Source organism: Methylosinus sp. PW1, assembly GCF_000745215.1.
Classification (GTDB): domain Bacteria; phylum Pseudomonadota; class Alphaproteobacteria; order Rhizobiales; family Beijerinckiaceae; genus Methylosinus.
Genome location: NZ_JQNK01000010.1, coordinates 57,178 through 83,449, shown reverse-complemented (window position 1 = coordinate 83,449; position 26,272 = coordinate 57,178). Strand labels below are relative to the sequence as shown.

The 26,272-nt window shown below is 65.3% G+C and carries 25 protein-coding genes; 19 read left to right on the top strand and 6 right to left on the bottom strand.

Going from position 1 to position 26,272, the window contains the following annotated elements; all coding sequences use genetic code 11:
* Positions 1-202: 202 nt before the first annotated feature.
* The 7 genes from mmoX to ribB all read left to right on the top strand — a co-directional run bounded on the left by mmoX (position 203) and on the right by ribB (position 6,850).
* The gene (gene mmoX, locus K369_RS23755; protein ID WP_036296721.1) at positions 203-1,783 is read left to right on the top strand and encodes an aromatic/alkene monooxygenase hydroxylase subunit alpha; all 1,581 of its coding nucleotides are present in this window, start codon (positions 203-205) and stop codon (positions 1,781-1,783) included.
* A gap of 132 nt (positions 1,784-1,915) precedes the next feature.
* Positions 1,916-3,103: an aromatic/alkene monooxygenase hydroxylase subunit beta gene (gene mmoY / locus K369_RS23750; protein WP_018264224.1), complete on the top strand. Its 1,188-nt coding sequence runs from the start codon at positions 1,916-1,918 to the stop codon at positions 3,101-3,103.
* Positions 3,104-3,118: 15 nt separating this feature from the next.
* A complete protein-coding gene (gene mmoB / locus K369_RS23745; RefSeq protein WP_036296718.1) occupies positions 3,119-3,535 on the top strand; it encodes a methane monooxygenase regulator MmoB in 417 nt (138 codons plus the stop codon).
* A 25-nt stretch (positions 3,536-3,560) separates the two neighbouring features.
* Positions 3,561-4,070: an aromatic/alkene monooxygenase hydroxylase subunit gamma gene (gene mmoZ, locus K369_RS23740; protein ID WP_018264222.1), complete on the top strand. Its 510-nt coding sequence runs from the start codon at positions 3,561-3,563 to the stop codon at positions 4,068-4,070.
* Between the two features lie 80 nt (positions 4,071-4,150).
* Positions 4,151-4,486, top strand: a complete 336-nt coding sequence (mmoD, locus tag K369_RS23735; RefSeq protein ID WP_036296715.1) for a soluble methane monooxygenase-binding protein MmoD — start codon at positions 4,151-4,153, stop codon at positions 4,484-4,486.
* A 16-nt stretch (positions 4,487-4,502) separates the two neighbouring features.
* Positions 4,503-5,534, top strand: a complete 1,032-nt coding sequence (gene mmoC / locus K369_RS23730) for an aromatic/alkene monooxygenase hydroxylase FAD-binding subunit MmoC (RefSeq protein WP_036296712.1) — start codon at positions 4,503-4,505, stop codon at positions 5,532-5,534.
* A 236-nt stretch (positions 5,535-5,770) separates the two neighbouring features.
* Positions 5,771-6,850, top strand: a complete 1,080-nt coding sequence (ribB, locus tag K369_RS23725; protein WP_036296709.1) for a 3,4-dihydroxy-2-butanone-4-phosphate synthase — start codon at positions 5,771-5,773, stop codon at positions 6,848-6,850.
* 64 nt (positions 6,851-6,914) lie between these two features.
* On the opposite strand, the gene K369_RS23720 is transcribed toward ribB, so the two are convergent.
* Together K369_RS23720 and K369_RS23715 are read right to left on the bottom strand one after the other, a co-directional pair.
* Positions 6,915-7,280: an endonuclease domain-containing protein gene (locus tag K369_RS23720; RefSeq protein WP_036296706.1), complete on the bottom strand. Its 366-nt coding sequence runs from the start codon at positions 7,278-7,280 to the stop codon at positions 6,915-6,917.
* Between the two features lie 73 nt (positions 7,281-7,353).
* Positions 7,354-7,968 carry a L,D-transpeptidase gene (locus tag K369_RS23715; protein WP_036296702.1) on the bottom strand — a complete coding sequence of 205 codons (615 nt, stop codon included), beginning with the start codon at positions 7,966-7,968 and terminating at the stop codon, positions 7,354-7,356.
* 241 nt (positions 7,969-8,209) lie between these two features.
* Between K369_RS23715 and K369_RS23710 the strand changes: the two genes are divergently transcribed.
* A complete protein-coding gene (locus K369_RS23710) occupies positions 8,210-9,142 on the top strand; it encodes a histone deacetylase family protein (protein WP_036296700.1) in 933 nt (310 codons plus the stop codon).
* 64 nt (positions 9,143-9,206) lie between these two features.
* Here the strand turns inward: K369_RS23710 and ykgO are convergent, their stop codons facing one another.
* Complete coding sequence (gene ykgO, locus K369_RS23705) at positions 9,207-9,332, bottom strand: type B 50S ribosomal protein L36 (protein ID WP_024878816.1); 126 nt, start codon at positions 9,330-9,332, stop codon at positions 9,207-9,209.
* 202 nt (positions 9,333-9,534) lie between these two features.
* Between ykgO and K369_RS23700 the strand changes: the two genes are divergently transcribed.
* Positions 9,535-11,718 (top strand): TonB-dependent receptor, encoded by a 2,184-nt coding sequence (locus tag K369_RS23700; RefSeq protein WP_036296887.1) that lies wholly within the window; start codon positions 9,535-9,537, stop codon positions 11,716-11,718.
* On the opposite strand, the gene K369_RS23695 is transcribed toward K369_RS23700, so the two are convergent.
* On the bottom strand, positions 11,715-13,160 hold the full coding sequence (locus K369_RS23695; protein WP_036296698.1) for a lipopolysaccharide biosynthesis protein: 1,446 nt from the start codon (positions 13,158-13,160) through the stop codon (positions 11,715-11,717). The two genes, K369_RS23700 and K369_RS23695, sit on opposite strands and share 4 nt — an antisense overlap.
* Before the next feature lie 242 nt (positions 13,161-13,402).
* Between K369_RS23695 and K369_RS23690 the strand changes: the two genes are divergently transcribed.
* The 4 genes from K369_RS23690 to K369_RS23675 all read left to right on the top strand — a co-directional run bounded on the left by K369_RS23690 (position 13,403) and on the right by K369_RS23675 (position 18,501).
* Positions 13,403-15,229 (top strand): hypothetical protein, encoded by a 1,827-nt coding sequence (locus tag K369_RS23690; RefSeq protein WP_245278308.1) that lies wholly within the window; start codon positions 13,403-13,405, stop codon positions 15,227-15,229.
* On the top strand, positions 15,226-16,194 hold the full coding sequence (locus K369_RS23685; protein ID WP_051949582.1) for a glycosyltransferase family 2 protein: 969 nt from the start codon (positions 15,226-15,228) through the stop codon (positions 16,192-16,194). Before K369_RS23690 ends, K369_RS23685 begins: the two co-directional genes overlap by 4 nt.
* Entirely contained in the window at positions 16,191-17,480 is a 1,290-nt protein-coding gene (locus K369_RS23680; RefSeq protein ID WP_036296693.1) for an O-antigen ligase, read from the top strand. The genes K369_RS23685 and K369_RS23680 overlap by 4 nt, the downstream gene beginning before the upstream one ends.
* Positions 17,481-17,574: 94 nt before the next feature.
* The gene (locus K369_RS23675) at positions 17,575-18,501 is read left to right on the top strand and encodes a DUF6492 family protein (RefSeq protein ID WP_036296690.1); all 927 of its coding nucleotides are present in this window, start codon (positions 17,575-17,577) and stop codon (positions 18,499-18,501) included.
* Positions 18,502-18,577: 76 nt separating this feature from the next.
* On the opposite strand, the gene K369_RS23670 is transcribed toward K369_RS23675, so the two are convergent.
* Positions 18,578-19,906 (bottom strand): MFS transporter, encoded by a 1,329-nt coding sequence (locus K369_RS23670; protein WP_051949581.1) that lies wholly within the window; start codon positions 19,904-19,906, stop codon positions 18,578-18,580.
* A gap of 53 nt (positions 19,907-19,959) precedes the next feature.
* Positions 19,960-21,336: a glycosyltransferase family 1 protein gene (locus K369_RS23665; RefSeq protein ID WP_051949580.1), complete on the bottom strand. Its 1,377-nt coding sequence runs from the start codon at positions 21,334-21,336 to the stop codon at positions 19,960-19,962.
* Positions 21,337-21,591: 255 nt separating this feature from the next.
* On the opposite strand from K369_RS23665, the gene K369_RS23660 reads away from it, so the two are divergent.
* The 6 genes from K369_RS23660 to K369_RS23635 all read left to right on the top strand — a co-directional run bounded on the left by K369_RS23660 (position 21,592) and on the right by K369_RS23635 (position 26,184).
* Entirely contained in the window at positions 21,592-22,335 is a 744-nt protein-coding gene (locus K369_RS23660) for a response regulator (protein ID WP_051949579.1), read from the top strand.
* Positions 22,332-23,804 carry an ATP-binding protein gene (locus K369_RS23655; protein ID WP_036296686.1) on the top strand — a complete coding sequence of 491 codons (1,473 nt, stop codon included), beginning with the start codon at positions 22,332-22,334 and terminating at the stop codon, positions 23,802-23,804. Before K369_RS23660 ends, K369_RS23655 begins: the two co-directional genes overlap by 4 nt.
* Positions 23,805-23,943: 139 nt before the next feature.
* Positions 23,944-24,309: a cytochrome c gene (locus tag K369_RS23650; RefSeq protein ID WP_036296683.1), complete on the top strand. Its 366-nt coding sequence runs from the start codon at positions 23,944-23,946 to the stop codon at positions 24,307-24,309.
* Between the two features lie 141 nt (positions 24,310-24,450).
* Complete coding sequence (locus K369_RS23645; RefSeq protein ID WP_036296680.1) at positions 24,451-24,966, top strand: hypothetical protein; 516 nt, start codon at positions 24,451-24,453, stop codon at positions 24,964-24,966.
* Between the two features lie 211 nt (positions 24,967-25,177).
* Entirely contained in the window at positions 25,178-25,810 is a 633-nt protein-coding gene (gene queE, locus K369_RS23640; protein WP_036296677.1) for a 7-carboxy-7-deazaguanine synthase, read from the top strand.
* Positions 25,807-26,184 (top strand): 6-carboxytetrahydropterin synthase, encoded by a 378-nt coding sequence (locus tag K369_RS23635; protein ID WP_036296674.1) that lies wholly within the window; start codon positions 25,807-25,809, stop codon positions 26,182-26,184. Before queE ends, K369_RS23635 begins: the two co-directional genes overlap by 4 nt.
* Positions 26,185-26,272 lie beyond the last annotated feature (88 nt).

Genomic DNA, 26,272 nt, shown 5'->3' with positions numbered 1-26,272 from the left:
AAACTCTATGATTCCGCAAAATCACCATCAGTGGCACGAGGCTTGCCATAACAATAAGCGTCGTCGCTTCCGCAATAGATGAATTGCAGACGACATCGAAGTTTCCATTTCGAAAGTTTGGAAAGCGGCGCTCACGTTCGGATCTGCGACTACAGACGAAGTCGTCGATCCGAGAAGCAAAAAGTCTGTGAGGAGGAAAAGCATGGCGATCAGTCTCGCGACAAAAGCGGCGACCGATGCTCTGAAGGTCAACCGCGCTCCGGTCGGCGTCGAGCCGCAGGAGGTTCACAAGTGGCTGCAGAGCTTCAACTGGGACTTCAAGGAAAACCGCACCAAATACGCCACCAAATATCACATGGCGAACCAGACCAAGGAGCAGTTCAAGGTCATCGCCAAGGAATACGCCCGCATGGAGGCGGCCAAGGACGAGCGCCAGTTCGGCACTCTGCTCGATGGTCTGACCCGTCTCGGCGCCGGCAACAAGGTGCATCCCCGCTGGGGCGAGACCATGAAGGTGATCTCGAACTTCCTCGAGGTCGGCGAGTATAACGCCATCGCCGCTTCGGCCATGCTGTGGGACAGCGCCACCGCCGCCGAGCAGAAGAACGGCTATCTCGCTCAGGTGCTCGACGAAATTCGTCACACGCATCAATGCGCTTTCATCAACCACTATTACTCCAAGCATTATCACGATCCGGCCGGCCACAATGACGCCCGTCGCACCCGCGCGATCGGCCCTCTGTGGAAGGGCATGAAGCGCGTCTTCGCCGACGGCTTCATCTCCGGCGACGCCGTGGAATGCTCGATCAATCTGCAGCTGGTCGGCGAAGCCTGCTTCACCAATCCGCTGATCGTCGCCGTCACCGAATGGGCCTCGGCCAATGGCGACGAGATCACGCCGACGGTCTTCCTGTCGGTGGAGACGGACGAGCTACGCCATATGGCGAACGGCTATCAGACGGTGGTGTCCATCGCCAATGATCCGGCGGCGGCGAAGTTCCTCAACACCGATCTGAACAACGCCTTCTGGACGCAGCAGAAGTATTTCACGCCTGCTCTCGGCTATCTGTTCGAGTATGGCTCCAAGTTCAAGGTCGAGCCGTGGGTGAAGACCTGGAACCGTTGGGTCTACGAGGATTGGGGTGGAATCTGGATCGGTCGCCTCGGCAAGTATGGCGTGGAGAGCCCCCGCTCGCTGCGCGACGCCAAGACGGACGCCTATTGGGCGCATCACGATCTCGCTCTCGCCGCTTACGCGCTGTGGCCGCTCGGCTTCGCGCGCCTGGCTCTGCCGGACGAGGAGGATCAGGAGTGGTTCGAGGCGAACTACCCGGGTTGGGCCGATCACTACGGCAAGATCTACAACGAGTGGAAGAAGCTCGGCTATGAGGATCCCAAGAGCGGGTTCATCCCCTACGCCTGGCTGCTTGCCAACGGTCACGACGTCTACATCGACCGCGTCTCGCAGGTGCCGTTCATTCCGTCGCTCGCCAAGGGCTCCGGCTCGCTGCGCGTGCACGAGCTCAACGGCAAGAAGCATTCGCTCACGGATGATTGGGGCGAGCGCATGTGGCTGTCGGAGCCGGAGCGCTACGAGTGCCACAACATCTTCGAGCAATATGAGGGACGCGAATTGTCCGACGTGATCGCCGAGGGCCATGGCGTTCGCTCCGACGGCAAGACGCTGATCGCCCAGCCCCATGTGCGCGGCGACAATCTCTGGACGCTCGAGGACATCAAGCGCGCGGGCTGCGTCTTCCCCGATCCGCTCGCCAAATTCTGAGCTGCGCTCGGCGCCCCGCGTCGAATTGCAACGGGTTCCCGGCGCGCCTCGCGCGCGCCGGGTCTCGGCGGGCGACGCGCGTCCGTCGACAAGCACGAAGCACGAAAAACCCTCAAGTGGAGGACGTCTGAAATGTCACAGCCTCAGAGCTCTCAAGTCACGAAGCGAGGTCTCACCGACCCGGAGCGCGCAGCGATCATCGCCGCCGCGATCCCGGACCACGCGCTCGACACGCAGCGCAAGTATCATTACTTCATTCAGCCGCGCTGGAAGCGCCTGTCGGAATACGAGCAACTGTCCGTCTATGCGCAGCCCAATCCGGACTGGATCGCCGGCGGCCTCGATTGGGGCGATTGGACTCAGAAGTTCCACGGCGGCCGTCCATCCTGGGGCAATGAGAGCACCGAGCTGCGCACGACCGACTGGTATCGCCATCGTGATCCGGCCCGTCGCTGGCACGCGCCTTATGTGAAGGACAAGTCGGAAGAGGCGCGCTACACGCAGCGCTTCCTCGCCGCTTATTCGTCCGAAGGCTCGATCCGCACCATCGACGCCTATTGGCGGGACGAGATCCTCAACAAATATTACGGCGCCCTGCTCTACAACGAATATGGGCTGTTCAACTCGCATTCGTCGGTCGGCCGCGACTCGCTCTCGGACACGATCCGCCAGTCCGCCATTTTCGCGGCTCTCGACAAGGTGGACAATGCGCAGTCGATCCAGACGGAGCGCCTGTTCATCGCCAAGCTCGTTCCCGGCTTCGATGCGTCGACCGACGTGCCGAAGAAGATCTGGACGACCGATCCGATCTACGCCGGCGCGCGCGGCGCGGTGGAAGAGATCTGGCAGGGCATTCAGGATTGGAACGAGATCCTCTGGGCGGGTCACGCCGTCTATGACGCGACCTTCGGCCAGTTCGCCCGTCGCGAGTTCTTCCAGCGTCTGGCCACCGTCTATGGCGACACGCTGACGCCCTTCTTCACCGCGCAGTCGCAGACCTATTTCCAGATCACGCGCGGCGCGATCGACGATCTGTTCGTCTACAGCCTCGCCAATGATCCCGAATTCGGCGCGCATAATCGCACCTTCCTCAACGCCTGGACCGAGCATTATCTCGCGCGTTCGGTCACGGCGCTGAAGGATTTCGTCGGCATCTACGCCAAGGTCGAGAAGGTCGCGGGCGCGACCGATCGCGCCGGCGTCTCGGAGGCGCTGCAGCGCGTCTTCGGCGACTGGAAGATCGATTACGCCGACAAGATCGGCTTCAAAATCGACGTGGACCAGAAGGTCGACGCCGTTCTCGCCGGCTACAAGAATTGAGAAGGAAACGCTCCTATGTCCAGCGCGCATAACGCTTACAACGCCGGAATCATGCAGAAGACCGGCAAGGCCTTCGCGGACGAGTTCTTCGCCGAGGAGAATCAGGTCGTCCACGAGTCCAACGCCGTGGTTCTGGTTCTCATGAAGAGCGACGAGATCGACGCGATCATCGAGGATATCGTGCTCACGGCCGGCAAGGCGAAGAATCCGTCCATCGTCGTCGAGGACAAGGCGGGCTTCTGGTGGATCAAGGCCGATGGCGCGATCGAGATCGACGCCGCCGAAGCCTCCGATCTGCTGGGCAAGCCGTTCTCGGTCTACGACCTTCTCGTGAATGTGTCGTCGACCGTCGGCCGCGCCTACACGCTCGGCACGAAATTCACCATCACCTCGGAGCTCATGGGCCTCGATCGCGCCCTGACCGACATTTGATCGGCCGACGATAAGGATTGCCACAATGGCGAAGAGAGAACCCATCCACGAGAACGCCACTCGCACCGAGTGGGAAGGCAAGATCGCGAAGCTGAATAGTGTGGAGCAGGCGACGAAGTTCATTCAGGACTTCCGCGTCGCCTATTCCTCGCCGTTCCGCAAGAGCTACGATCTCGACGTCGATTATCAATATATCGAGCGCAAGATCGAGGAGCGTCTCTCGGTTCTCAAGACCGAGAAGCTCTCCGTCGCGGACCTCATCACCAAGGCGACGACCGGCGAGGACGCCGCCGCGGTGGAGGCGACCTGGATCGCCAAGATCAAGGCCGCCGAGAGCAAATATGCGGCGGAGCGCATCCATGTCGAGTTCCGTCAGCTCTACAAGCCGCCGGTTCTGCCGGTGAATGTGTTCCTGCGCACCGATGCGGCGCTGGGCACGATTCTCATGGAGCTGCGCAACACCGATTATTACGCGACCCCGCTCGAGGGTCTGCGCAAGGAGCGCGGCGTCAAGGTCCTGCATCTGCAGGCCTGACGGCTTCCTTCGAAAGAAAAAGAACGAGCGTTCGGGCGGTCCTTCCGCCCGAACGTCATCGCGACAAGGGAGGGAAGGCCATGGCGCATGGCGCGGAACGAGAAGCGGAAGAGCAGCGGATTCTGATTCACGCAGATTCACGCTACGCCGCCTATACGATGGACCTCGATTACATGTGGCGCTGGGAGATTTTGCGCGACGGCGAGTTCGTGCAGGAAGGCTGCTCGCTGTCGCTGGATTCGGCGCGCGAGGCGGTCTCTCATGTGCTCCGCTTCTTCCAGCGGCAGGACGAGGCGGCGGCGCAGCCAGGCGGCAATAGCGCGGAGATCAAGCGTCTGCTGCAGACGCTCGGCACGCCGATCCCGATCGACGATCGCAACGAGACGACGAAAAACGAGCTGGCGCAGCCAGAGTAGCAAGGGCGGAAGACGTATGTATCAGATCGTCATCGAGACAGAGGACGGAGAAACCTGCTCCTTCGAATGCGGACCGAGCGAGGACGTCATTTCGGCAGGGCTTCGTCAAAGCGTGATTCTTCTTTCTTCCTGCCGCGCCGGCGGCTGCGCCACCTGCAAGGCCGATTGCACGGATGGCGATTACGAGCTCATCGACGTCAAGGTGCAGGCGCTGCCGCCGGACGAGGAGGAGGACGGCAAGGTTCTTCTCTGCCGCACCTTCCCGCGCAGCGATCTGCATCTGATCGTGCCTTACACCTATGATCGCATCTCCTTCGAGGCGATCCAGACCAATTGGCTGGCCGAGATCGTCGAATGTGATCGCGTGTCGTCCAATGTCGTGCGGCTCGTGCTGCAGCCTTTGACCGCCGATGGCGCGGCGCCGATCGCGCTGAGCTTCGCCCCCGGGCAATTCGTCGATATCGAAATCCCCGGCACGCATACGCGCCGCTCCTATTCCATGGCTTCGGTCGCGGAAGATGGTCGGCTCGAATTCTTCATTCGCCTGCTGCCGGACGGCGCCTTCTCGAAATTCCTGCAGACGCAGGCCAAGGTCGGCCTGCGCGTCGCGCTGCGCGGACCGGCGGGCTCCTTCACGCTGCACAAGAGCGAGCGGCCGCGCTTCTTCGTCGCCGGCGGCACGGGACTGTCGCCGGTGCTGTCGATGATCCGGCAGCTGAAGAAGGAGAGCGACCAGCAACCGTCGACCTTGTTCTTCGGCGTCACCAATTATGAGGAGCTCTTCTATGTCGAGGAGCTGAAGGCGCTGCAGAACGCCATGCCGAGCCTCGATGTGCAGGTCGCGGTCGTCAACGCCAGCGAAGCGAATGGCGTCGCCAAAGGAACGGTGATCGATCTCATGCGCGCCGAGCTCGAGAAGCTGCGCGGCAAGCCGGATATTTATCTGTGCGGCCCGCCCGGCATGATCGAGGCGGCCTTCGACGCCGCGGCGACGGCTGGCGTGCCCAAGGAGCAGGTCTATCTCGAGAAATTCCTGGCGAGCGGCTGAACCGCGCGCCGAACGACCTTCGCTCGGCCGCGCTCGCCGGGCGGGGCTCCCGACTTTTCTGCCCGGGGCGACTCGGGCAGCTTTTTGTTCGCGCTCTAGCTTCTCTCGTTGGGCGCGAATTCTGATCGATCGAACGATTCCGTTCGATCGGAAAGCGCGCTAAAGTTTGAATCCGCTGGGGCGCGGGAGTAGAACAGCCGCGCCGGCCCAATGCGCCGGGAACAGCGGAGCCCGTCTTGTCCCATTCCGTCACCGAGGCCATAGAGGCCATCGGGCGCGGCGAGATCGTCGTCGTCACCGATGACGACGACCGCGAGAACGAGGGCGACCTCATCATCGCCGCCTCGCTCTGCACGCCTGAGAAAATGGCCTTCATCATCCGCCATTGCTGCGGCATCGTCTGCGCGCCGCTGACGCTGGAAGAGGCGCGGCGGCTGCACCTCGCGCCTATGGTCGCCGCCAATGACGCGCCGCTCGGCACCGCCTTCACCGTCAGCGTGGACGCGCGGGAGGGGCTCACCACCGGCATTTCCGCCGAGCAGCGCTGCAACACGGTGCGCGCGCTCGCCAATGGCAATCGCGGCCCGCATGATTTCGTGCGGCCGGGCCATGTCTTCCCGCTCATCGCCAAGGAAGGCGGCGTGCTGATGCGCTCCGGCCATACGGAGGCGGCCGTCGATCTCTGCCGGCTCGCCGGCCTGCCGCCAGTGGGCGTCATTTGCGAGCTCGCCAATGACGACGGCACGGTGATGGCCGGCAAGCAGATCGTCGATTTCGCGGCGGCCCATGGGCTGAAGATGATCTCCACCGCCGATCTCATCGCGCATCGGCAAGCGCGAGAGAAGCTGGTGGAGCGCGTCGCCAGCTTTCCGGTCAAGACCTTCGCCGGCGAGGCCACCTGCCACGCCTATGTCAGCGCCTTCGATCCGGTGCAGCATTTCGCCTTCGTCGTCGGGCAGATCGGCGACGGCAAGGGCGTGCCGGCGCGGCTGCATCGCGCCGACATCATCGCCGACGTGTTCGGCGGCGCGGATGCGATCCGTCGCACCATGGAGCGTTTCGCGGCGGAAGGACGCGGCGTGCTGGTCTATCTGCGCGACGGCGCGGCCGGCGTTCCGGTCAATCCGGTCGTCTCGGACAGCAGCTCGGAGGAGGCGCGCACCGCGCAATGGCTGGACGTGGGCCTCGGCGCGCAGATTTTGAAGGATCTGGGCGTCACCTCGATCCGCTTGCGCACCTCCAAGCCCAAGCCGCGCACCTATGTGGGCCTCTCGGGCTTTGGAATAGAGATCGTGGCGGTGGAGCCGCTGGATTAGAGCAGCGCGACTCCCTCTCCCCGCGAGCGGGGAGAGGGCGGGGGTGAGGGGCCTGGGCCAGAGGCTACAATGTCTCTCGCCGCTCCAATGAAGCGAGAATCGTCTCTTTCACGCCATCGAGATTGTGAAACACGTCGTCATTGGCGACGCGAAGGACCCTGAAGCCCGCCTCGCCCAAAATCCGATCTCGATGCGCGTCGCGAACGACTTCCTGGTCAGTGGAATGTGTCGCGCCATCGACCTCGACGACGAGCGCTTCCTCCCGACAAGCGAAATCAGCGAAATAAGGACCGATCGGCAATTGGCGGACGAATTTATAGCCGGCGAGGCGGCGCGCCCTCAGCGCGCCCCACAAACACTCTTCCGCCGGCGTCCGCGCCGCCCGCAATTCGCGGCTTCGCGCTGTTTCGTAAAGACGAAGGCCGCGCATCGTAAGGCTCCGCGAAACGCCCCGGCCCCTCACCCCAACCCTCTCCCCGCTCGCGGGGAGAGGGAGAACGCCCTCAGATCACCACGACATTCGCGCCGACCTTGACGCGGCTGTAGAGGTCGATGGCGTCTATGTCGCGCATGCGGATGCAGCCGGAGGAGACGCTCTGGCCGATCTTCTCCGGCTCATTGGTGCCGTGAATGCGGTAGAGCGTGTCTTTCCCATTCTCGAAGAGATAGAGAGCGCGGGCTCCGAGCGGATTGTCCGGGCCGCCGGGCAGGCCGCCGGCGTCGGCCGTCGGCTGCAGATGCGGCCAGCGCTCCAGCATGTCCTTGGGCGGAATCCAGCGCGGCCATTCCTGCATGCCGCCGATCACGGCGCGGCCGGTCCAGCCATAGGCCTCCTGCCCGGTGGCGACGCCATAGCGGATCGCCTTGCCGTTCGGCTCCACGAGATAGAGGAATTTATTCTTCGTATCGACGACGATGGACCCTGGCGCCTCGCTCGTCTTGAAGTCCACGAGATATCGCTCATAGGCCGCGCCGACATCCGCCGTGGGCACCAGAGCCATGAATTGTGCGTCGCGTCCGCTGAGCTGCGGATCCGGCAAGCGCGGCCCGAACCCGGCGTTGCAGCCGGCGAGCGAGACAGCGAGAACGACCGCGACGAAACCCTGCCTCGAATCCATGAACGCGCCCTTTCTCAACGCCCGAAGCATCTATTTAGGAATTTGCTTACCATAAACTTACTGACCGGAAACATCGTCGCGCAATAATTCCCGACCTGTTGCCGCAACGCAACGGCGGCGGCCGGTCAGATGCGGCTTTTTGAGAATTTTTCCGGCGCCCTCCCGGCGCTGCGGCGTGCTACAAGGGCGCCGACTTCTTTGGCAGGGCGACTTCTTTAGCGAGAGTCGAGAGCGGCTGGCCATGACGAGGACCCTGTTCTTCACACATGAGAGCGGCCTCGCGCATAATATGGGCGCGGGCCATCCCGAGCAGCCCGAGCGGCTGCGCGCCATAGAGCGCGAGCTCGAGGCCGAGCGGTTCCAGCATCTCATCCGCGTCTCGGCGCCCGCCGCAGAGCGCGAAGCCCTGCTACGCGTCCATCCCGAGAGCCATTTGCGCGCGATCGAGAAAGCCGCGCCGCGCGAGGGGCTCGTCGCGCTCGATCCCGACACGCTGATGTGTCCCGATTCCCTGGAGGCGGCGTTTCATGCGGCCGGCGGCGCGACCGCGGCCGTGGACGAAGTGATGAAAGGGGCGGCGGACACCGCCTTCGTCTGCGTGCGCCCGCCCGGCCATCACGCCGGGCCGACCACACCCATGGGCTTCTGCATTTTCAACAATGTCGCCATCGCCGCGCGCCATGCGATCGCCGCCCATGCCGCGGGACGCGTCGCCATCGTCGATTTCGACGTTCATCACGGCAATGGGACGCAGGAGGCGTTCTGGGCGGATCGGCAGGTTCTGTTCTGCTCCACCCATCAGGCGCCTTATTATCCCGGCACAGGAGCGACGAGCGAGACCGGCGAGTTCGACCAGATCGTCAACGCCCCGCTCTTCGCGGGCGCGACGGGGGATGATTTCGTCGAGGCGCTGACGACGCGCATCCTGCCGCGGCTGAAAAATTTCGCGCCCGATCTGGTGCTGATCTCGGCCGGATTCGACGGCCACAGGGACGATCCGCTGGGCGGCCTGCGCTTCACTGAGCGCGACTATAGCGAGGCGACCAAGCGCATTATCGACGCCTCGCTGCGCAGCGCCGACGGGCGCGTCGTCTCTCTGCTCGAGGGCGGCTACGACCTCACGGCGCTCGGCCGCTCGGCCGCGGCGCATATTCTGGCGCTGATGGGCGCATGAGAAACGAAAAACGCGCCACTCGAGGGCGGCGCGTCATCGAATTCAGCGCGAAGCGGGCGGTTCGTCAGCCCTGGCGGGCCTTGAAGCGCTTCTGCACCTTGTTGATGACATAGACGCGGCCTTTGCGGCGCACGAGCTGGTTGTCGCGGTGACGCGCACGTAGAGACTTCAGCGAATTGCGGACTTTCATCGGTCGATCCCCGGACAAAATTACATGTAGCCGGGATCACCGCCCAGCACCTCGTGGGCGCAGCCTATGCCCGATTTCGGCTCCGCGATCAAGCCCTCCACGCCCATTCGTCGCGCGCGGCGGCGCAGCGGATTGACAATGGCCGAGCCCCCGGCGCATTATCGACGTTATGTTATAACATATGCTCTCGGGGACGAGATTCATGGAAAATACTTCTATCCGCCTCACTCTATCGGGCGGAATTCTCCTGGCGGCGCTCGGCTCCAGCCCGGCGGGCGCGCAGGAGGCGCTTCCCGAGATCGACATCGCCGCGTCGAGCCCGATTCGACGCGCGCCGGCGACGGCGCAGCCCGCCGCGCCGGAGACGCGCGGCGCTCTGCCTATAGTCGCGGATCAATTCGCCACTGTGACGGTCGTCGATTCGGACGAGATTCGCCGCTCCGGCGGCGCGACGCTCGGCGATCTCCTCTTCGACAAGCCTGGAATCACCGGCTCCAGCTTCGCGCCCGGCGCCGCCAGCCGGCCGATCGTCCGCGGCCTCGACGCGCATCGCGTCCGCATTCAGGAGAACGGCCTCGGCTCCAGCGGCGTCTCCGAGCTCGGCGAGGATCATGGCGTGCCGCTCGATCCTCTCGGCGCCGATCGCGTCGAGGTGGTGCGCGGCCCGGCCACCTTGCGCTGGGGCTCGCAGGCGATCGGCGGCGTCGTCAACGCCACCAACAACCGCATTCCCGAGGCCCTGCCCTGCCGCGGCGACGAGACTCTCCCCGGCCCATGCACGCGGCTGGAGACGCGCAGCGCGGTCTCGACGGTCGACGCCGGGCTGGAGCAGGCGGCGCTGGTCGACGTCGGCCAGGGCAATTTCGCGCTGCACGCCGACGCCCACGGCCGCCGCACGAGCAATTACGCAATTCCCTCCTATCCTTATCTCGCGCCGACCGATCCGGCGCCGCTGGTCTTCGGACGCCAGCCCAATTCCTTCATGCGCTCCGGCGGCTGGTCGGCGGGCGGCTCCTACATCTTCGATCGGGGCTTTTTCGGAGCCTCGGTCACGCAATTCGAGAGCGTCTATCGCATCCCCGGCATGGATTCGACGGAGAGCCGCACGCGCATCCAGTTGCGGCAGACGAAAGTGGCGGTGAAAGGCGAATATCGCCCGCCCGCCTCCTTCATCGAGGCCATTCGCCTGTGGGCCGGCGCGAGCGATTACAAGCATAATGAGGTCGGTCTCGAGGGCGGCGCCGAGGGCATACAGCAGACCTTCACCAATCAGGAGCAGGAGGCGCGGATCGAGGCGCAGCTCGCGCCTTTCGATCTGCGCTTCGCGAAGCTCACCACCGCATTCGGCGTGCAGGGCGCGCATCAGCGGCTCACCGCGCCCGGCGCCGGCGGCAATCTGTTCGATCCTACCGACTCGCACAGCATCGCCTTCTATCTCTTCAACGAATTCCAGCTCACCCAAGCGCTGCGCCTGCAGGTCGCCGGCCGCATCGAGAGCGTCGAGACGACGGGCCAGACGCCCGATCTCTTCCTCGATCCGACGACCTCCTTCAAATACGATCGCCATTTCACGCCCAAGAGCATCGCCGTCGGCCTGTTGCAGGATCTGCCTTTCGACACGGTCGGGAGCCTGACCGCGCAGCATGTCGAGCGCGCGCCGCGTGGGCCGGAATTGTTCTCGCATGGCGTCCATGACGCGACGGGAACTTTCGACATCGGCAATCCGCTGCTCGGAATAGAAGCGGCGAACACGGTGGAGGTCGGCCTGCGCCGCGCCAAAGGGCCATTCCGCTTCGAGGCGACGTTTTTCTACACGCATTTCGACGGATTCATCTATCGCCGCCTCTCCGGCGAGACTTGCGCGGATGATTTCGACAGCTGCTCGCCGGCCGGCGCCGGCGGCCCGCTCCATCAGGCGCTCTATTCGCAACGCGACGCGAATTTCCGCGGCGGCGAATTCCAGAGCCAATGGGACGCGCTGCCGCTCGCGGGCGGAATTCTCGGCGTCGAGAACAAGTTCGACGTGGTGCGCGCGACATTCTCGGATGGGGCCAATGTGCCGCGCATTCCGCCCGTGCGCGCGGGCGGCGGCGTTTTCTGGCGCGATTCCAATTGGCTGGCGCGCGTCAGCTATCTGCACGCCTTCGCGCAGAACAATATCGCGCAAATCGCCGAGACGCCGACCAAGGGCTATAATCTGCTGAAAGCCGAGATCAGCTATAGGGTCACGCTGCCCAAGGGGGAGTTCCCGGCGCGGGAAGTGAGCGTCGGAATCGTCGGCGACAATCTGCTGAACGCCGACATACGCAACAGCGTCTCCTATAAGAAGGACGAGGTTCCGATGCCCGGCGCCAATGTGCGGCTGTTCGCAAATTTCGTCTTTTAGGCGACGGGGCTCTGACAGGCGCGCGCGCCGAGGCGCCGCGCCACGCCGCCGATGAGCGCGCGCGCTTCCGCGAGATCGAAGGCGAGAGCGATGGGAGCATAGGCGGCGACGCCGGCGCCGACCAATAGGATGAGCGCGAGCGCCGGCGGCAGCGCCACGACCTTCTCCGAAAGCATGTGGACCGCGAGCGCCATCGCCGCCGTCGCCGCGCCGACGAGCGCGAGCCGGCCGAATGGCAGCGGCATGGCGAAAGCGGCGCGGCTCAGCGCATAGGCCTGCGCGCAGCCGAACATTTCGGCCGCGAGACGTCCCCACACCGCGCCGGCGAGGCCGAAGCGATAGATCAGCAGCGCCGAGACGATGAGATTGAAGGCGAGGATCGAGCCTGTATTGATCAGATAGAAGCTGTTGCGGTTGGAGAGCAGAAAGCTCGTGTGCAGATATTGCTGCGTCAGAATCTGGAACACCACCGCCATCGCCAGAATGGGCATGGCCCAGCTCCCGGTCTCGCGAAACTCCGGCCCGAGCACGAGATCGGCGATCTGCGGCGAGACCAGCGCGAAACCGACGCAGGCCGGCAGCGCCACGGCGAGCAGCAGCTCCATCGATTTCTCGAGATGGCGGCGCGCCTCCGCCTCGCCGCGCTCGGCCAGCAGCCGCACCGCCATGGGGACGAAGGCGGTGGAGACGCTGATCGCCGGAATGATGAGCGCCTGCCGCACGAGATCGACGCTCGCGCCATAGCGGCCGGCGTCGGCGACGCTGGAGAGCTCGGCGAGCAGAAAGCGATCGGCGACGCTCGCCAGCGCCATCAGCGACATCGAGAAGGTGAAAGGCAGGCCGGCCTTGCCGATCTCGACGAGGCGCGCGCGATCGAGCCGCGGCCGGGCGTCGCCCCAGGAGGCGCGCCAGAACAGCGCCGTCGCCGCGACCAGCGCAATGGAAGAAGAGACCAGCAGCGCCGCTCCGCTGGCGCTCGCGAAAGCGACTGCGACGCCGAGCGCCGAAACGAGCAGCGCGCGATAGACCGTGCCGCGCAGATAATCGACCGCCTTCTGCGCCGCGCGCAGAGATTCCTGGCTCGTCTCATAGAGAGTGACGGCGAAGGCCAGCATGACGGCGGCCGCCGAGACGGGCGCGGCGAGGCCCGTCATCCGCGCCACGAAAAAGAACAAGGGAGCGGCCGGCGCGAGCAGCGCCATTGCGGCGAGGATCGCGCCGCGAATATCGGCGCCGTCGCCCTTCGCCTGCTCGCGCAATATGGCGAGCTTCAGCGCGCTGGAGAGCAGAGTGGCGAGAAGCGTGGCGAAGGCGAAGCCCAGCAGATAATCGCCATAGGCCGCGACGGCGAAGACGCGCGTGAACACGATGGTGTTGAGCAGGCCGAAGATTGCGGAGAACACATTGGCCGCGAAATAGACGACGGTCTGCCTGGCGAGCATGGGCGCTGCTGTCCTTGTCCTTTAGCGGGGAGCCGCTGCGCCATTCTGGGACGCACATTCGGCCGACGCGCGAAAATCTCGAAGATTCATGCCAGCGGGCGACGGGATGCGCGCTGGCATGGTTTCTTCTTCTTTACCGCGGGCTGGCGTTTTTTGCGCCGATTTGAACCGAATCGAAAGCCTGAACGTAAGAAGAGATCGCGGCTTCCGGAACAAAGCCTTAAACCGAGCATGGTGTGATTATGCGTGAGCGTGAGCGAGTCGAGGATATGAATTCCACTCCGGTGACGATCGGCGAGAGCTTCGGCTGGCTGCATCACGCGGACGGCGACCGTGGCGTCGTCATGTGCGCCTCCATCGGCTATGAAGGTCTCTGCGCGCATCAGTCCTGGCGTGTGCTCGCCGATCGTCTGGCGGCGGCGGGCCTCCCCACTCTGCGCTTCGATTATCCGGGCGAGGGCGATTCCCTCGGCGATCCGGCCGATCCGGCGATCGTCGACGCCTGGCGCGAGCAGATTCGCACGGCCGTGCGCTGGATGCGCGAGGTGATCGGCGTGCGCGAGGTGGCGCTGGTCGGCCTGCGTCTCGGCGCCACGCTCGCGGCCGAGGTCGGCGGCGTCGAGCGCCTCGTGCAGATCGCGCCGGTGGTCAAGGGCTCCTCCTATCTGCGCGAGCTCAAGATGATGGCGCGCGTTCTGGCGGCGAGCGGCGCGACGCCGGAGGCGAGCATCGCCGCGGCGACGAGCGGCGACGATATTCACCTCGAAGGATTCACGATCAACCAGCCCATGGCGGCGGCGGTGAAGCGCATCGATCTGACGCGGCTCGAAGCCGCGCCGGCCCAGCGCGTGCTAGTGCTGCACGATCCAGCGGCGAAGCCGGCGCCGGACTATCTGCAGCGGCTCCAATCGCTCGGCGCCGCCGTCGAGACGCGCGCGCTTCTCGACTATCGCGCGTTGACGCCCGCGCCCATGCCGGCGCCGCCGCCGCTCGACGATCTCGACGCCGTCGTCGCCTTCGCCAGCGAGGGCGCGGGCGCGGCGCTGACCTCGCGGCCGCCGCAAGGCGCGCTCGCCACAGAGCATTTCATCGAGCGCGGCGTCGTGTTCGGCGAGCGTCGGCAGCTCGCCGGTGTGCTGTGCCTGCCACGCGGCAAGCCCAAGATGACCGTGCTGATGCTCGACACCGGCGCCAATCACCATATCGGCTGCGGCCGCTCCACTGTCGATTTCGCCCGCGCTCTGACGCGCCTCGGCTTCGCCTCGCTGCGCATGGACACGCTCGGCATAGGCGATTCCGCCGTCGTCGAAAACGGACCGCGCTCCGCTCTCTATGACGCGGCGCGCGCGGAGGATGTCTCGGCCGCGCTGGACTTTCTCGAAATGCGCGGCCTCGAGAATGTGACGCTCTATGGCGTATGCAGCGGCGCGGCGCTCGCGCTCTACGCCGCCCTCGCCGATACGCGCGTGAAGACCCTCGCGCTCGCCAATCTCCAGGTCTTCGGCAAGGTCGAGGGCGAAGAGCGCGAGAAGCTGCTCGAAATGGGCTTTGCGGCAACCCACACTTATGTCGCCAAGGCGATGAGCGCCCGCGCCTGGGCGCGCGTCGTCAATGGCGAAGTCTCTCTCGGCAAGCTCGTCGATATCGCTTCCGCCCTGCTCCGCCGCAAGGCTTCGGCCTTCGCCGGGGCGCTCGCGCAACGCCTCGGCCTCGCGCATGGCAAAGCGCGCGAGGCGCGGGCCAGTTTCTCGAAGCTGGCGGCGCGCGGCGTTCGCATCCTCATGTTGCATGGCGACCATGACGTCGGCAGAGAGGCGATGGACGTCTGCTTCGGGCCAGACGCGCGTTTCCTGAGACACCTCCCCAATGTCGAGATCGACGTCATCGACGGCGCCGATCACGCGCTCTCTTCCGCGCTCTCGCGAGAGGCGCTGCTGGAGAAGATGCGTTTTTTTCTCCAGGCGGCCGACCGCGACGCGGATCCCGGCCGCGACAATCACAGAGCAATGGCGAGCGCTCCGACCACGGCGACGCTCGGCGCCTTCACCCTGATGACGAATCTGGAATGACACAAAGCACTCGACTACCCCTCGACCCCATCGCCGACGCCGCTCGCTTCGAGGCGGTCGTCTGCATTCCGACCTTCCGCCGTCCCGAAATGCTTCGGACGACGCTGGAGTCGATCGAGGCGCAGGCGACGCAGGTCGCCTTCGCCGTCGTCGTCGTGGACAATGACGCGGCCGCGCCGGTCGGCCTCGATGTAGCGCAATCCTTCTTTCGCGACGGGCGCCTCTCCGGCGTCGCCGCGGTGGAGCCGCGCCAAGGCAATGTCCATGCGATCAACGCGGCCTTTCGCCTCGCGCGGGAGCGGTTTCCCGCGGCGAAATATTTCCTGATGATCGACGACGACGAGCGCGCCGAGCCGCAATGGCTCGACGAGATGGTCGCCAGCGCGCGCGAGGGCGCCGATATCGTCGGCGGCCCGGTGACGCCCATCTTCCCGGAGGAGGCCAAGTCCGCCTTCCGCGATCATCCGGTGTTCTGGCCGGCCTTCGGCGAGACCGGCCCGGTGCCGATCATCTATGGCACCGGCAATTGCCTGCTGCGGCGCGAGGTGTTCGACGGACTCGCAGAGCCTGCGCTCGATACGAGATTCAATTTTCTCGGCGGCGGCGACACGGAGTTCTTCACCCGCTGCCGCCGCGCCGGCTTCACCTTCTTCTGGCGTCAGGAGGCGCAGATCTATGAGCAGGTGACGCCCGGACGGCTGGCGCTCGGCTGGGTGCTGAAACGCAGCCTCGCCACGGGCGCGATCAATTACAGCATCGACCGTCTCGCGGCGCGCAGCCTGCGCCAGCGCCTGCTGCTCATCGCCAAGAATTTCGCGCTCGCCCCGGTCTCGCTGCAACGCGCGCTGCGCATGCTGCGAGACTCCAAGCATCCGCTCGCCGCCACCCATCCCATCGGCATAGCGATCGGCCGGCTGCTGGCCTCCGTCGGCGCGATGCCGCAGCCCTATCGCTATTCCTCATGACGGATATGAGCGCCTCCTCGGCGGGGGGACTGGACGAGATCGACGGCCGCGGAATCCTGTTCTGCGCCATTCTGCTCGTCGGCTGGATCACCTTCTCGCCTTTCGCCGATCTCGCGTCGCCGGAGACGCTCGAGCTCGCGGAAGGCCGCGACATTCAGCTCTACGCCGCCTTCGGCCTGATGGCGGCGGCGGCCTTCTTCTATATCTGGCGGACCGATCGGCCGGCGCTCGCCGCGCTCGCCACGCCCACCAATATCGCGCTCGCCAGCTGGATCGGCGTGACGCTCGTCACCTCGCACGAAATCTCCAACTCGTTGAAGCGCGTGGTGATGCTCGGCTGCGTCGGAACCTGCTGCCTCTCGCTCTTCCTATTGCCGCGCGGCCGCGACGATCTCGCCAAGCTATTGAGCATTGTGGCGCTCATCATCGTCGGCCTCTCCTATTTCGGCCTGGTCTTCCTGCCGCATTACACGATCCATCAGGCGACCGACATCGGCGAGCCGCAGCTCGCCGGCGATTGGCGCGGCGTGTTCGGCCATAAGAATGTCGCCAGCGCCGTCTTCTCCATGCTGACTTTCATCGGCATTTTCGTGCTGCGCGCGGGCCGCACGGTCGAGGGCTGGGCGATCTTCGTGCTCTCGCTCCTCTTCGTGCTGTGCTCGGGCGGCAAGAGCTCGACGGCCATCTGCATCACGACGATCCTCCTCTCTCTGCTCGCCGAGCGCACGCGCAATGTCGTGCTGTGGTCGATCATCGTCTTCTCGCCGCTGGCGCTGCTGAATTTCTTCGGCATAGGCTCCATCCTCGTCCCGCAGTTCGGCGCCATCGCCGCGTCGCTGCCGCTGGACGCCTCCTTCACCGGCCGAACCGATATTTGGACATTCGCCATTCCCAAGGCCGCCGAGACGCCGATCTTCGGACATGGGCTCGGCGGATTCTGGGCCACTGCGGCGCTGCGCTTCGGCGGCGAGGACACGACGATCTGGGCCGGCAACGCCGCCCATGCCCATAATGGCTATCTCGACACAGTGCTGGCCATGGGCCTGCCGGGACTGGCGCTCGCCTTCGCGGCGCTGATCGTGCAGCCGGCGCGCGACGTCCGCCGTGTCTGCGCGCGCGGCGACGAGCCGGCGGTGTCATTGCTTTTTGTGCAGATTTGGATGTTCAGCCTCTATCTCAACTCGCTCGAGAGCTTCTTCTTCGAGCGCGCCAATCCGGGCTGGATCGGCATGCTCTTCGCCCTCTTCGGCATTCGCTTTCTCGCCGAATTCAAGATTCGCGGCTGACCGGCCCGGGCTTTGCGACCTCATGCGAGAAACCGAACGACTGTCCCAATCTGGCACGGCGGCGGCCTGCTCCAATGTCATCGGGGGAACGCCTATGGAACGACCGATCGCGCTCATCACGCCCACGCATCGCGCCGACCGCGAGCGCTTCGCTCTGCTCTGCGAGAGCATCGACCGCCGCCTCACCGGCTATGAGCGGCACTATGTCATCGTCAATGACGACGATATGGAGCTGTTCGCGGAATTCGCCGGCCCGCGCCGGGTCATCCTGCCCTGCTCGCGTTTTCTGCCGCGCTGGCTGCGGCTGGTGCCGCCCTTTCTGATGCGCAACGGACGCCGCGTGTGGTGGTCCTTCCGCTCGCGGCCTGTGCATGGGTGGCACATTCAGCAAATGCTGAAGATCGCCGCCGTTCTGCAATTGCCGGAACAGCGCTTCTGCATCGTCGATTCCGACAATGTGATCATCCGCCGCTTCGATATCGGCGCCTATGCCGGCGGCGCGCGCTCGCCGCTCTATATCGCGCGCGGGGCGATCTCCGCCGATGCGCCGCTGCACGCCAAATGGATCGCCAATGGCGACCGGCTTCTCGGCCTGCCGCCGAGCAGCTTTCCGGCCGACGATCACATCGGCAATCTCATCGTCTGGGACAAGGACGCCGTGCGCGCGATGACGCGCGCGATCGAGGACGCTACCGGGGTCGATTGGTTCCTGGCGCTGTGCCGCACGCGCGCCTTCTCCGAATATCTGCTCTATGGGCAGTTCGTGCGCCATTCGCCGCGGCTGATGGCGGCGCATGAGATCGTTCCGCAGAGCCTCGCCGTCGCCTATTGGGACGAGGCGCCGCTCGACCGCGCCGGCCTCGCCTCGCTGCTCGCCGCCGCCTCGACATCGAAGATCGCGCTCTGCGTCGAATCCTTCTCGCGCACGCCGGTGCAGGCCATTCGCGAGGCGGCGGGCCTCGCCCTACCGGCGGGCGCCTCGCCCTTCGCGCCGCGGCTCGCCGGCGGCGCCGCCGCCTGACGGGCGATCGATCGGATTATTGCTTCGCGCAGCCTCCGCCGCCTTCCTTCTCCCCGCTCGCGGGGAGAAGGAGATCTCAGCGGGCGCGCTCCGCATCGATACGCGAGGCGGAGCGCGTTTCCGGCATCAGCGCATAGACGATCAGCGAGCAGAAGATCGCCGCGCTGACATAATAATAAAACCAGCTCTCGCGCCTCTCGCTCTTGAACCAGAGCGCGACATATTCCGCCGTGCCGCCGAACAGCGAGACCGCGATCGCATAAGGCACGGCGACGCCCGTCACCCGCACCGAGGCCGGAAACAGCTCCGCCTTCACCAGCGCATTGATCGACGTATAGGCGCCGACGATGAGCCAGCCCGCCAGCACCAGAGCGAAGGCCGTCCAAGGACCGCGCGCGGTCTGGATCGCTGTCATCAGCGGCACGGTGAAGAGCGTCCCCAGCAGGCCGAAAGCGATGAGCAGCGGACGTCGGCCGATGCGATCGGACAAAGCGCCATAGGCCGGCTGCAGCGCCATGGCGAAAATGAGCGAGCCGGCGCTGATCCACGTCGTCTGCGCATCGCTCAAACCTGCTGAAAGCTTCAGGAATTTCTGAATGTAGGTGGTGTAGACGTAGAAGGCGAGCGTGCCGCCCATGGTCAGCCCGACCACGGTCGCCGCCTCGCGCGGATAAGAGGCGAGCGCGCGCAAGGAGCTGCGGCGCCGCGGCGACGTACCGGAAGTGAACGCCTCGGTCTCCTCGAGATCGCGCCGCATGAGCAGCGCGAACAGCGCCAGCCCCGCGCCGATCGCGAAAGGAATGCGCCAGCCATAGGCGCGCAATTCCTCTGGCGTGAAGACGAGATTTTGCAGGACGAGCAGCACCAAGAGCGCCGTCAGCTGTCCGCCGATGAGCGTGACATATTGAAAGCTCGAATAGAATCCGCGATGGCGCGAGGCCGCCATCTCGCAGAGATAAGTGGCCGACGAGCCATATTCGCCGCCGAGGCTGAGGCCTTGCAGCAGCCGCGCGAAGAGGAGCAGCGCCGGCGCCGCCTCGCCGATGGCAGCATAGCCGGGCGTGGCGGCGACGATCAGCGAGCCGAGGCACATCAAGAGAACGGATAGCGTCAGCGCGCGCCGGCGCCCGAAACGATCGCCGATCTCGCCGAACAATGCGCCGCCGATCGGCCGCATGAAGAAGCCGAGCGCGAAGACGCCGGCGCTCGACAGCATTTGCGCGACCGGATCGTCGCCGGGAAAGAAGGAATTGGCGAAATAGAGCGAGAAAGCGGAATAAACGTAGAAATCATACCATTCGACGAGATTGCCGAGCGAGCCGATGATGATCGCCTTCAGCCGACGCGCGGCCTCGGCGAGGCTCTCGTCTTCGACCTCCGTCGGCCCCTCGCTCGTCTCCGGCAAAACCGCCCTCGCCTCTCACGACACGTCGCGAGAGACTATGGGCCGGCGCCGGCTCAGACGCAAATCCGCGCATCGGCGCGGAAGCCGCCGCGCTCGAAGCGCCATTGGTAGGAGTCGGCGCGGATCATGCCCAGCAGCTCCTGCGTCGACTCCCGCCAGGTGACGATCCGCGCCTCGTGGTTCTGCGTCGACCAGTGCCGCATCAGCGCCTCGCGAAGGCGCATGGAGAGCGCGGCCGCGTCGAGCGGCGGGAAGAAGGTCGCGCCTTGTTCGGCGATCTCGCGATGCGCTGGAATGTCGCTGGCGATGACCGGGAGCCCGTGAAAGGCCGCCTCCGCCAGCGGCAAGCCGAAGCCTTCCGCGATCGAGGCCGAGACCAGCCCATGCGCCTGCGCATAGAGATGCCGTAGCGAGGCGTCGTCGGCGTCATCGAGCCAGAAGAGCCGCCGGCCATATTCCTCATGGTCGCGAATGCGGCGCGCGAGCAGCCGGCCCTGCCAGCCGACGCGGCCGACGATGACATAGCGCGCATCGACTCCAGAGCGCCACAGCCGCTCGAAGGCTTCGAGCGCGATCGGATAGGCTTTGCGCGGCTCCAGCGTGCCGACGCTCAGAAAGAGCGGCGCACGGGTCGCCGCAATGGACGCCGCCTTGCGGCCGGGCGCGGCCTCCGTCGCGGCGAAATCCGCGCCGAGCCGCCACCAGCCGACGCGCCGCAACGCATCCGCCGGATAGGAATGGGCGCGCAAATAGCCGACGAGCGATTGCGCCGTGCTCTGCGAGATGCAAACGATCGCGTCGCAGCTCGGAACCATCGTGTCGAACCAGCGCCGAAAATCGAGATAGAGTCCCGGGCTGATCGCGCCAGGATAAAGCAGCGGAATGAGATCATAGAGGCCGAGCACGTTCTGCCCGCCCTCGGCCGAGACGCGGCGCATGATCGGCGCATATTCGTCGATGTCGTGAAAGCTCGCGTCGAACATCAGAAACTTGTCGCCCGGCGCGATCTCCACCTGAGGCGGCAGAGCGGCATGGCTGTAATAGGAGACGAGCCTTCTCTCCTCTATGACGACGGGAAGCCCGGCGCCGCTGGCGACCGCCCAGCGCGCGATCTCCCGCACCACGCGCTGTATGCCGGTCTCGAGCCCGTAGCGATGCGTCGCCGTCATATCGACGAGCACGCGCGGCCGTTTCATCGGCGCGGCGAAATCCGCGAGAGGCGCTCTCGGCTCCGCTCTCCGCGCAGGGCGCCGATACGCGCCGTCGTGCAAATGCGCGAGGCCTGCGAGCCGCGTGAGCGTCCAATAGAATTCCTTGGCTCTGACATAGAGGAAGCGGCTCACCGGATCGAGCTCATAGGTCGTGCGGTCGCGAAAATCCTCGAGAGCTTCCCTCGCCAGATAAGCGGCGATGCGAGACGCCTGATCCATTCGACCCTCCTCGAGCTGCACGCTCGCCGGAACCCCGCATGGAAGACGCAGCAGGGGCGCGGCGCGTCCACACTGTCGCGCGCCGGCTTTTCCGCAGTTTTTCCGGTTTTTCGCGGCGGGTGTCCGAACGGAGGCGCGCAGCGTCTCGAAAAGGGCGAAAAAACGCCTTGCTCGCGTCCGCAATCTCGTCGACCTGGAAACGATCGAGACACATTGACGGGATAGGTCTCGACTCCGCGACGGAAACGCCGCCGCATGATTCCCGCTGGTGCGCTCGACGTGACGAAGACAGACGCGATCCTCCTTGTCGAGGACGACGCCGAAATCGGCGAATTGATCTCTCGCTATCTGCAGACCCATCAGATCGACGTCGCCGTCGTCGCCGATGGCGCGACGATGGACACGGCGCTCGCCAAGCGCGAGTTCGATCTCGTGATCCTCGATCTCAATCTGCCGGGCGAGAACGGCCTCTCCATCTGCCGCAGGCTGCGCGCCGACCGCAATCTGCCGATCGTCATCGTCACCGCGCAGGGCGAGGACGTCGATCGCATTCTCGGCCTCGAGATGGGCGCCGACGATTATCTGGTGAAGCCCTTCAATCCGCGCGAATTGCTCGCCCGCATCCGCTCCGTGCTGCGCCGCGCGCGCGCCGCCTTCGCCAGCCGCGACGAGACGAGCTCGCGCTATTATCTCTTCGAGGGCTGGCGCGTCGACATAATGGCGCATCAGGTGACGACGCCCGGGGGCACGAAAGTGGCGCTCACCAGCGCCGAATTCGATCTCCTCTATGCGCTGTGCGAACGGCCCAATCGCGTGCTGACGCGCGACCAGCTCATCGATCTCACCCATGGCCCGACCGCCGGCCCCTTCCAGCGCAGCATAGACGTGCTCATCAGCCGGCTGCGGCAGAAGATGGAGAGCGACCCGAAGAACCCGCGCTATATTCAGACCATCCGCTCGGAAGGCTATTTGTTCACGCCGCAGGTGGTGCGCGCGTGACACGGTTCTGGCGCGCGCTGCGGCCCGATCATCTCGCCGGGCAGATCGCCCTTCTGGTGCTCGCGTCCATCGTGCTGTTCCACCTCTGCGTGACGATCGCGGTGCAATTTTTCCACTATGGGCCGGGTGGCGGGCATGAGGGACGGGCGCCGCGGCCGCATGTCGCCTCGGTCGAGACCTCGGCCGCTCTCGCCTGGGCCTTCGATCTCGCCTCCCTCGACGATCGCGGCAGGCTCGTCGTCGCTTTCGACGATCTCGCCCATGGAATGCGGCCGAGCGTCTCCGCCGAGCGTCCGCCCGCGGCGCAAGCCGGCCGCAGCGAGCCTTCGCCGATCTCGCTGCGCGGGCGGCTATGGCCCGATGCGGAGGTCTTCGGCATAGCGCCCGATGGCCGTCGTCTCGCCATTGCGCTGCGCAAGGGCGGCTATCTGACGCTCACCCCGATCTCGCGCCAATTGCGACGGGACGCGTTCGGCGAGGACGGCCCGCGCGGCCCGCCGCCGGATGATTTTTTCGGCGCGCCGGGAGGCCCCGCGCCTCCGCAGCCACCGAGCTGCCCGGCGCCTACGCCCGATCTGCCGCATCTGTTGGGCATCTGGCTCGCCTCGGCGTTCTTCTTCCTCATCTGCGCCGCCATTTTGACGCTGTGGACGTCGAGCGCGGTCGTCGCGCCGCTCGTCGAGCTCGCCCACAGGGCGGAGAAATTCCCGAGCGAGTCCTGCGAGAGCGAGCTGCTGGTGGAAAAAGGCCCGCAGGAGGTGCGCGACCTCACCCGCTCGCTCAACCGCATGCAGGCGCGCATCTATTCGATGATCGCGGCGCGCTCGCGCGTGCTGGCGGCGATCAGCCATGATCTGCGCACCATCATCACGCGCATGCGGCTGCGGGCCGAATTCATCGACGACGAGGCCTTGCGCGCCAAAATGCTGCACGACGTCGAGCTCATGGATTCGATGCTCTACAAGAATCTGCTTTTCCTGCGCGAGGAGCGCTACCGCCACACGCAGGAGATCGTCGATCTCGACAGCGTGCTGCAGACGGTGACCGATCAATTCGCCGATCTCGGCCATGACGTCGCCTATGAGGGCGATGGGCGGCGCATGGTGATCGGCTCGCTCGTCGATCTGCAGCGCGTCTTCGCCAATCTGGTCGAGAACGCCGTCGCCCATGGGCGCCGTGTGGTCATATCGGTGGCGCGCGGAGGCGAGGAGAGCGTCCAGATCGACGTCGCCGACGACGGCCCCGGCATTCCCGACGCGGAAAAGGCCGAGGTCGTCGAGCCTTTCGTGCGCGGCCGGCCGGGACGCAATCTCAACGAGCACGCCGGCTTCGGCCTCGGCCTCTCCATCGTGCGCGCCTTGGTCGAGGAGGCCGGCGGCTCGCTGCGCCTGCTGGACCGCGAGCCGCATGGCCTCATCGCGAGAGTGACGCTGCGGCCGGCCGAAAAAGCCGAGGCGGAGGCGGCCTGATCGGCGCCCGCGCCTGCGCTGTCTGGTCGCGGCCCCTCGGCGCGACCCGCGATTCTCGGCGGCGCGGATTCGTGGTCTCATGTCTCTTCTGCGAGTCGGGCGACGCGCCCGCTCTCGCGACGAGCCGGAGGAGCCCCGCATGAAACTCTCGCGCCACCTCTTTCCGTCGCTGGCCCTGCTCGCGGCTTTTTGCGCGCCGGCCGCCGCCGCCGACGCCGCCCATGGCAAGCGCATCGCCGAGCGCTGGTGCTCCGCCTGCCATGTGGTGACAAGCGCCCAAAAGACCGCCAACGCCGACGCCCCCTCCTTCGCCGACGTCGCCCAGCGCCGGACAGACGCCAAGGCTCTGGCCAATTTCCTGGTCGATCCGCATCCCAAAATGCCGGACATGCATCTCTCGCGGCGCGAGATCGACGATATCGTCTCCTATATCCGCAGCCTCGACCTTCGCCCGCGCGCCCCCGAGCCGGGCATAGACCGCTATGAGCGGCCGAAGAACGGGTGACGCGACAGAGGCGGAGACGCCGCAGTGACGCCAACGAGGCGAGGCCATGCGCGCGTCTCGAACGCCAGTTGCGGAAGAGGCGATCACGGCCGATAACTCGCCGCCGAGCGATCGATCGAATGGCCGTGGTTAGAGAATGGAATGTCGTTTCCTTGGAATGAGCATGTAATCGGCGGGCAAACCTACTCTCTCGCGCATCTGAAACCGTTCACGATGCCGGTGACGCCGAAGGCCGAAGGCGCGCCGACTTACAAGCTCTACGTCTCATTCGGCATCCATACTGTCTCGAAAGAATGGGACGCAGCCCACCCTGCCGATCACACGATCGAGTTCGGCGCAGAAGCGCGGTGCTTCTGCCCAATCCGGCATGGGCATTCCCTATATCTGCCGACGATCGTGCGGCAGGCGTCCGCCGGCAAGGCATATTTCAGCCAGCGTCAGAACTTTCTCTTGATCGAAAACCTTCCGGGCCTCGACGGTCCATATGCCGTGTTCTTCAATATAGAGCGCTCGAAATCAGCGAGCTTCGACGCGGCTATGTTCGTGGTCAGCGCTTATGAGAAACCTAATCTACCCAAAAACCTGCCCAGAATAACATTCGCGACTCTGGTGTCGAAAACGGCCCGAGGCGAGGCTGTCACGCGGCCAAAAAAATAGCCCCCTGCTCAGGAGGCTATTTTTGTGCGAGTATCCCGTTGCCCCCGCGCGCCGCGGGTCTCTCACGAGAGGGTGTGCTGTTTTTCGCTCGCCATCAGCGACAGAGGATATTTAGCACCGAGCCGCGCTGATTTCAATCGCCCCTTCCCCGCTGGACCCTCGCCGCGCGAGGCCCTAATCAGTCCCGATCGCTCCACGGGACCAAAAAACCATGGCCTATGCGGTCAAGGAAGCCTTCAAGACGCTGCAGGGGGAGGGCCGCCATTCCGGGCGGGCCGCCGTCTTCTGCCGTTTTGCCGGCTGCAATCTGTGGAGCGGCCGCGAGGCCGACCGGGGAGCCGCCGACTGCCGCTTCTGCGACACGGATTTCGTCGGCGTCGACGGCGAGAATGGCGGGAAATTCTCGGGCGCCGAAGCCCTCGCCGCCCATTTGGCGCATCTTTGGGGGGAAGGCCGCGAGCGGCGTTTCGTCGTCTTGACCGGCGGCGAGCCCCTGTTGCAAATCGACGCCGCGCTTCTCGATGCGCTCCACGCCGAGGGTTTCGAGATCGCGGTCGAGACCAATGGGACGCTTCCCGTCCCGCCTACGGTCGACTGGATCTGCGTCAGCCCCAAGGCGGGCGCGCCGCTGGTCCAGACCAGGGGCGACGAGCTCAAGCTCGTCTATCCGCAAAAAGGCGCCGAGCCGGAGCTGTTCGAGGGGCTCGCCTTCGACCATTTCCTGCTCCAGCCCATGGACGGGCCGGAGAGTTTGCGCAATACGAAGGCGGCGATCGACTATTGCCTCGCGCATCCGCGCTGGCGGTTCTCGCATCAGACGCATAAGGCCATCGGGGTGAAATGACGGTTCTGTTCGAAGTCTATCGGGAGTTCTGCTTCGAGGCGGCGCACGCCCTCTACGACCCGGACCACCCGACCGGCGGCAAATACCGCAATCTGCACGGGCATTCCTTCCGCGTGCGGGTGACTTTGCGCGGCCCGCGCCAGGACGGCGAGGAATGGGTCATGGATCTCGGCAAGCTCGGCGCGCGGCTGCAGCAGCTGCGCGAGCGGCTGGACCATTCCTTCCTCAACGAGCTGGAAGGCCTCGGCAAGCCGACGCTCGAGAATTTGTGCGTCTATATATGGAACGACCTCGAGCCCGCGCTGCCGGCGATCCACGAGGTCGGCATTTTCCGCGACACCTGCAATGAAGGCTGCGTGCTGAAGAAGCAGTGAGGGCGCTGCCCTCCCCTTTCACACATCGCGAAACGGCGCGCCGCCGTCTTGGCCGGGCTTGTCCCGGCCATCCACGCCAAGCAGCTGA